The 6,582-nt window shown below is 53.5% G+C and carries 8 protein-coding genes; 4 read left to right on the top strand and 4 right to left on the bottom strand.

What is annotated here, in order from left to right:
- Together ACLD72_RS23670 and ACLD72_RS23665 are read right to left on the bottom strand one after the other, a co-directional pair.
- Window positions 1-265, bottom strand: a 265-nt coding sequence (locus ACLD72_RS23670; protein ID WP_458476179.1) for a transposase, incomplete at its 3' end; no start/stop codon positions are given.
- 607 nt (window positions 266-872) lie between these two features.
- On the bottom strand, window positions 873-1,499 hold the full coding sequence (locus tag ACLD72_RS23665; protein ID WP_251587934.1) for an FMN-dependent NADH-azoreductase: 627 nt from the start codon (window positions 1,497-1,499) through the stop codon (window positions 873-875).
- A gap of 283 nt (window positions 1,500-1,782) precedes the next feature.
- On the opposite strand from ACLD72_RS23665, the gene ACLD72_RS23660 reads away from it, so the two are divergent.
- From ACLD72_RS23660 to ACLD72_RS23645, 4 genes are all read left to right on the top strand, one after another.
- A complete protein-coding gene (locus ACLD72_RS23660) occupies window positions 1,783-2,736 on the top strand; it encodes a multicopper oxidase domain-containing protein (protein ID WP_411003822.1) in 954 nt (317 codons plus the stop codon).
- Between the two features lie 7 nt (window positions 2,737-2,743).
- Window positions 2,744-3,337: a DUF2249 domain-containing protein gene (locus ACLD72_RS23655; protein ID WP_411003804.1), complete on the top strand. Its 594-nt coding sequence runs from the start codon at window positions 2,744-2,746 to the stop codon at window positions 3,335-3,337.
- A gap of 386 nt (window positions 3,338-3,723) precedes the next feature.
- Window positions 3,724-4,593 (top strand): hypothetical protein, encoded by an 870-nt coding sequence (locus tag ACLD72_RS23650; RefSeq protein WP_458476178.1) that lies wholly within the window; start codon window positions 3,724-3,726, stop codon window positions 4,591-4,593.
- A gap of 53 nt (window positions 4,594-4,646) precedes the next feature.
- Window positions 4,647-4,946 carry a metal-sulfur cluster assembly factor gene (locus ACLD72_RS23645; protein WP_411003806.1) on the top strand — a complete coding sequence of 100 codons (300 nt, stop codon included), beginning with the start codon at window positions 4,647-4,649 and terminating at the stop codon, window positions 4,944-4,946.
- Between the two features lie 15 nt (window positions 4,947-4,961).
- Here the strand turns inward: ACLD72_RS23645 and ACLD72_RS23640 are convergent, their stop codons facing one another.
- Entirely contained in the window at window positions 4,962-5,612 is a 651-nt protein-coding gene (locus ACLD72_RS23640) for a response regulator (protein WP_411003807.1), read from the bottom strand.
- Entirely contained in the window at window positions 5,584-6,447 is an 864-nt protein-coding gene (locus ACLD72_RS23635; protein ID WP_411003808.1) for a sensor histidine kinase, read from the bottom strand. Before ACLD72_RS23635 ends, ACLD72_RS23640 begins: the two co-directional genes overlap by 29 nt.
- Window positions 6,448-6,582: the final 135 nt, after the last annotated feature.

The raw sequence follows: 6,582 nt of genomic DNA, 5'->3' as shown, positions 1-6,582 counted from the left end.
AATCCAGGGCCTCGAACCACTTGAGCAGGGGCAAATGCGTTCCTTCAAAAATCGTACCGACCAAAGCCGACGTTTGATGTTTGCACTTTCCGCACTCGAACAAGGGGATATGCCGGGAAGTCAGACGACTGCACCGGGTGTGAGCGCAGCGCGGGCAGACAAAGCCGTTCGGCCACTTCATCGCGATCAGCGCCTCCATGCAGGCCTGCTCGCTGTTATAACGGCTGGTGAATGGTTGAAGTTCCGTTTCCACATTAACTTCCATGTTCGCTCGCCCCCGAATCAAGAATTCACGCACATATGTTCGTTTTATTTTATTATACCGAACATATATTCCCTTATCAAGCTGAAAATCTTACCTGAACCGCCTCATTTTTTCTCATCTCTTTTTCTTCTCTCTTTTTTGTAACCCGTGTTCTAGCTCCCCCCTGCTCCCTGCTCACTGAACGAAAGGGATAATCGTGCAAAGGCAAGCAGCAGGCAAGGACACCGAGACACCAAGACACGAACCTGACACGAACCCTTTAGATGGCCCCCTCACCTGGCGTCGATTTGTGACACTGCTTGAAACGGCTACGGTGCGAAAGGTAGATGCGCTGACCTCGGCGGATCGTGGCGCCCTCCTCATCGTTGACGCTTCCATACTTCCATGTTTGAGCGGATCGCAGCAAAGCGGTCAAGTTGCTTGCCCGGTTTAGAGATCCCTCTGGTTCAGTGTCAACTCCGGCAGTGGATTGCTGCTTTACCCAGCTACATCAAGGCTTGTCTGCCGATTTTTTGCTGCGAAAGTTGAGTTCTTAAAACAAAAAAAGCCGCCCCACAGATCATAGACCCGTGTAAGCGGCTTTTTAAAATTTGTATTTTTTTAAAAATTAGAACTTGGCGGCAAGATCGGCCGCGCGTTTTACGCCGTCCTGAATGATTGCTTCGGCACGGTCTTGGAATTGGTTGTGGCCTTCCACCACGACGACTTCCGGGTTGTTGATGCCCCAGAAAGCCAGCGTATTTTTCACGTAATTCAACGACATTTCAAGGCCTGCCATCGGACCTTCCGAATAAACGCCGCCGCGGGCTTGGAGCAATGCAATTTTCTTGTCGCCTACGAGGCCGACAGGTCCTTGTTCGGTATATTTGAACGTTTTGCCGGCTTGGTTCAGATAGAACAAGTAAGTCAGCAGTTGGGCCGGAATTGTGAAGTTCCAGAGCGGGAAAGCGAAGACGACTTTGTCTGCGCCCAAAAATTGATCGAGATAAGTGTTGGCCAGGTCGGCCGCTCTTTGCTCATCCTGCGTCGCCTCGATGCCTTTGCTCACCTTGAACAGCCCGTTCAGCATGTCCAAATCATAGTAAGGAAGATCGGCGTCAAACAGGTTGAGTTCGGTAACCGCATCTTCCGGATGCGTTTCCTTGTACGTTTTCAAAAAGCTTTCATACAGCTTAACTGTAGCGGATTGTTCCGCCGGACGGTTATTTGCTTTGACAAATAAAACTTTGGACATCAGTTTTCCCTCCACTATTTTTGTTTATCACTTACTATTTAATAGCTACTTAATATTAAGTCGTAACTATTGCTTATAATAACTGCTAACTAAAACTTTGTCAACAAATGCAATGCAATCACATCGCCAAATATAAAGTGATTTATATCACAATCCGTCTTTGCCGAAGATCGTACGCTTGGGTTAGCGGATCCCGTACTATCTTGATGAGGAGTGGCCGCATGGAAAGGTGACCGACATGAACATACCCAAATGGTACTTTTTGATCCCCTCCTGCCTTATTATGGCCCTGACTGCCTGGTATACCTTCCCCGCGGAACAGCCCCGCGGCTCGGAAGCCGTATCGGCGCAGGAAACAAAGCTCAGCCAGCCTCCCGTGAAACCGGTGATCCAGCGGGAAGGCCGGACCGTTCGCATCGAAATGACCGCCCAGGTGACGGATGTGGAAATTTCCAAGGGTGTGGTTTACAACGCCTGGACGTTTAACGGGACGGTACCCGGCCCCGTGCTGCGCGTTAAGGAAGGCGATACGCTTGAATTCACGCTAAAAAATATGGACCCGAACATGCCGCACTCGATGGATTTTCATGCCGTGCATGCTGCGCCCAGTCAAAAGTTTGTCGACGTCATGCCCAATGAGCAAGGCACCTTTACCTACCCGGCGAACACCCCCGGCGTCTTCATGTACCATTGCGGCAGCAGCCCGCTTTTGCTGCATGTCGCCAATGGTATGTACGGAATGATCATCGTAGAGCCGAAGGCTGGGTATCCGAGCGACCCGGACATCGACCGGGAGTATACGATTGTGCAGAGCGAATGGTACAAGCAAAACGACTTGGATGCCATTCGGGACGGAGACGCCGAGTATGTCGTGTTTAACGGCGACGATTACTCCCTCAAGGAACACCCGCTGCTCGCCAAAGTCGGAGACAAGGTGCGCCTGTACGTCAGCAATGCGGGTCCGAATCACGTCTCCTCTTTCCACGTCGTGGGAACGACGCTGGACCGGGTTTACCTTGACGGCAACCCGCAAAACATATTGTACGGGCTGCAGTCGGTCCTGCTTCCGGCCAGCGGAGGAGCCGTCGTTGAATTCACCGTCACCGAAGAGGGGGATTATTCGATTTTGACTCATCAATTGAACGATGCCGCCAAAGGCGCGGTTGCCGTTCTCCGCATCACTAGGGACGGTCTGGATAACGGAGAGCCGGCGATGCAAACGATAAAAAAGAGGTGAAAGCGCCATGAACCGAAATGAAGCCAAAGTGGTGGAACTGGATGTCCGCCCGTACTTGCGAAAAAAAACCGAGCCGTTCCAGATTATTATGGATACCGTGAAAACGCTGGGGAATAACGATATATTCGTGCTGCACGCCACCTTCAAACCGACGCCGCTGCTCGGACTCCTAAAAATGAAAGGACTTGTCGGCAAAACCGTGGAGCAGGGACCGGAACATTGGGTCACCACTTTCGTACACAAGTCAAACAAATCCTGGCTGGACGAATCCGTTCCCGTTCTCGAAGAGCAGAACTCGAACGAATGTGGGGGTGAGTCTTCCGGTTCGTTAGCCGCCGGGAAGACGGCACGAGCCGAAGAACCGCCAGCCGCCGGGCAAACGCCGAAAACGATTGAACTGGACAATCGCGGCCTCGAGCCGCCGCAGCCGATGGTCAGAACGCTGGCCGCGCTCGGGCGCTGCAGTTCCGGGGACGAGGTGCACATCCATAATGACCGGGTACCGGTGTTTCTGATCGAGGAACTGAACGGTATGGGCTGCTCCTATACCATCGAGGAACAACCGGACGGCTCGGCCAAAGTGAAAATCCGCAAACCTTAAAGGAGGTGAGCTGCAATGCCGGCCATGTCCCGCACGCCCTTTCTGTTCATCGTAACGGGGATCTTCGGCTTCGTCCTGTTCCACGCCACTTCGCTTATGTCTTTGTCCGGCTGGCTGGGCGAAGGCATCCGCAGCCCGGCCGGCTGGTTTCAAGTACACCTGTTCGTGCTGGGCTGGGCGACGATGCTGGCGATGGGTGCCGTTTACCAATTGATCCATGTCATATTGCAATCCGATCTGTACAGCGAACGGCTCGGATACTTCCATTACTGTACTTTTACCGTAGGTCTGTTCGGCCTGTTGTTCGGTTTTATCCAAGGCAACATCTACTGGATTGCGGGTTCGCCACGTTGGCTTTTACGGGAATTGTATTGTTCGTTTGGAATATGGCGGCTACGCTATTCCGTGCGGGAAAGTGGGACCCGATTACGATCAGCACAGGCTGTGCGGTCTTTTATTTGCTGCTTACGGGTTTATCGGGGATGGCGATGGGACTTAACTTTGCCACCGGCCTTTGGAACGAACTGCATGCCCGGTTGTTCGGCGCCCACATCTGGCTGGGCACGCTGGGGTGGTTTGGACTGCTGATTACCGGTTTCAGCTACAAGCTGTTGCCGATGTTTTATTTGGCCCATGATTATCCGGTCAAGCTGCAGAAGATCGTGCTGAGCTTGTGGAACGCCGGCGTGCTCGTCGGCGCCAGCTCCTTCCTATTCGGCTCCGGCATGGGGCTAAAAATGGCGGCCCTGCTCCTCATTGCCCTGGCCGTCGTCGTGTATAATGCCCATGTGCTGCAAATCCGCCGAAAACGGCATAAACGCAGCCCGGGCCCCGGCATCGAATGGTCCGTTTTGGGCAATCAGATTTTTGCCGCGTTTGCGGTCGCGTTTGTGCTGAGGGCGTTGTGGTCGCCCGAGCATTTGCTCGATAACCGCACCGTGCTCACGGCCGGCTGGGTTTACCTGAGCGGCTGGGTTTCGTTTACGGTGTTATGTTATGTTTCCAAAATCGTTCCTTTCCTGTGGTGGACGTATAAATACGGCAAACAGGCAGGCAAACCGGGAACACCGGTGTTGGCCGACCTGTTGAACGAACAGCAGGTGAATTTAAGTTTAACCGCTATTTTATGCGCGAGCTTATCCGTCCTGGCCGGCTTGGCCCTGAATTCACCCGTCGTTATGGCGATCGGGGGCGGCGCCTATTCGCTTCTCTCCATCGCCTATATTGCGCTGATCGCCATGGTGTTCGCCCGTTAATTCCATTTTTGCCGAAATGATAACCATTTTTTCAAATTGAGGAGGACGCTGTCATGAACAGAGTTGAACAAATCCGCGAGTCGCTACGGGAAGTGTACGATCCTGAACTGGGGGTTAATATCGTCGATCTGGGTCTTGTTTACGACATTCAGGCTGACGATGAAAGGGTATATATCCAAATGACGCTGACAACACCGGGGTGCCCGATGCACGACACGATCGTCGGCGGTGTCCTTTGGGTCCTGAGAGAGCAGTTAGGCGTCGATTCGCCGCAAGTGGATCTCGTCTGGGAGCCGAGATGGTCGCCTGAACAGATGTCGGAAGCGGCCAAAGAACAACTCGGATACTTTTGAGCGGGGAGGGGGGAATCATTTTTCCCCGGCATCGATCCAGCCTTGCTCCATAGCGTATCTTGTTAACTGAACTCGGTTTTCCAAATGCAACTTATGCAAAATATTTTTCAGATGATTTTTCACCGTCTGATCGGAAATGTGCAAAACCGCAGCAATTTCCCGATTGGTCATACCTTTGGCGACCCAATCGAGAATCTCGCGCTCCCGAGCGGTGAGCGGGGGTTCTCCGGCCGCATTTTTTTTCGCGAGCGGAAACTCCTGCAAAATACGGAGCGCCAGTTCTCTGGAAAGCGGGGCTTCGTCGCTGGCGATCGCCCGTAAATATTCCAGCCAGGTCCCGGGCTCCAAATTTTTGAGCAAATAGCCCTGCGCCCCCTGCTTAAGCGCCTCAAACAGATGCGCGGCATCATCGGAAACGGTAATCAGGACGATCTTGACATACGGGTAGCGAAGCTTGATTTCCCGCGTCGTTTCGAGCCCGTCCTTGCCGGGCATGTGAATATCCATCAGGATCAGGTCTGGCATCCACAGCTCGGTCAATTCAATCGCCTGATCCCCGTTTTCGGCATAGCCGATCACTTCAAACCCGTCATCCTCCGCCAAAATTTCGCCGATCGCCTCCCGCGCATGCGGATGATCATCGACGACCAATACGCGTACCTTCATTCGAACCATCTCCTCCCGCTATTTCTACCGTCGTTTTGCCCGGCCGGGACGTCACCTGCAGCGTCCATCCCATGGCTTCCGCCCGTTCACGGATAATTTGCAGGCCGTACCTTCCTTTGACTTGCAGTTTATCCGCTTGAAAACCGGTTCCTTCATCGGTAACGGACACCCGAAACCGCTGGGCATCCCCCGTCCCGGTCACGCAAACTTCCTGAACCCCTCCATGTTTGCCCGCATTGACAATCGCCTCCCGGATGCATGCAAGCAGCTCCATCCGCGTTTTGGGCGACCACATTTCTTCATTTAACTGCCAATCCAGACGCAACGCCAGCTTCCGCTCCTCCGCCATCTGCCGGATCAGCCCCGGAAAATCGGCGATCCCGTTTGCGGGCAGCCGGGAATCCGGAGGGACGCGCAAATCGGAAATCGCCTCCCTCACATAGCGGTTCACCTCGTGGATCGTCTTGCGCAGCTCATGCCAATCATAAGCCTGTCCGGCCTCCGCCTGCTGCCGCTCGGCCCGGTCGACCTTCACCGACAACAGGAACAAAGACTGGGCAATTCCGTCGTGCAGCTCCCGGGCCAACTGTTCCCGCTGCTCCAGGCGCGCTTTGAGCGCCCGCTCCCGCTGCAGTTCCTCCTGCATCTGTTCCAGGTAAGAGAACCAACGGTGCAATAGCGGCACGCAGACCCCAAACAAGATGAACGGCGTAAGAATATTCCCCAGCTCCATAGAAAGATAAGGCATCAAAAATTGATGGCGCACATATTCCCATAAACCGACGACAAGTGTCGGAACGATCAGAATCATCCATTTCGTGATTTTATATGACATACAGGGCCTCCGCGATCGATCTCTTTCTCCACCGAATATACTTTACCTGCCGTTTGCTGGCAAGCTTTGGCGAAAAATTGAATCCAAACGGGCGGCCGATCCGTACAAATAAGCAGCAGGGCGGACTCTCACCTC

It is taken from the genome of Paenibacillus lacisediminis (assembly GCF_046567315.2).
This window is presented reverse-complemented; position numbering and strand designations above follow the sequence as displayed.

Bases quoted from the DNA above. Each gene is read 5' to 3' on its own strand.
- ACLD72_RS23665 (WP_251587934.1), bottom strand. From the start codon at position 1,499: ATGTCCAAAGTTTTATTTGTCAAAGCAAATAACCGTCCGGCGGAACAA.
- ACLD72_RS23660 (WP_411003822.1), top strand. From the start codon at position 1,783: ATGGCCCTGACTGCCTGGTATACCTTCCCCGCGGAACAGCCCCGCGGC.
- ACLD72_RS23655 (WP_411003804.1), top strand. From the start codon at position 2,744: ATGAACCGAAATGAAGCCAAAGTGGTGGAACTGGATGTCCGCCCGTAC.
- ACLD72_RS23650 (WP_458476178.1), top strand. From the start codon at position 3,724: ATGGCGGCTACGCTATTCCGTGCGGGAAAGTGGGACCCGATTACGATC.
- ACLD72_RS23645 (WP_411003806.1), top strand. From the start codon at position 4,647: ATGAACAGAGTTGAACAAATCCGCGAGTCGCTACGGGAAGTGTACGAT.
- ACLD72_RS23640 (WP_411003807.1), bottom strand. From the start codon at position 5,612: ATGAAGGTACGCGTATTGGTCGTCGATGATCATCCGCATGCGCGGGAG.
- ACLD72_RS23635 (WP_411003808.1), bottom strand. From the start codon at position 6,447: ATGTCATATAAAATCACGAAATGGATGATTCTGATCGTTCCGACACTT.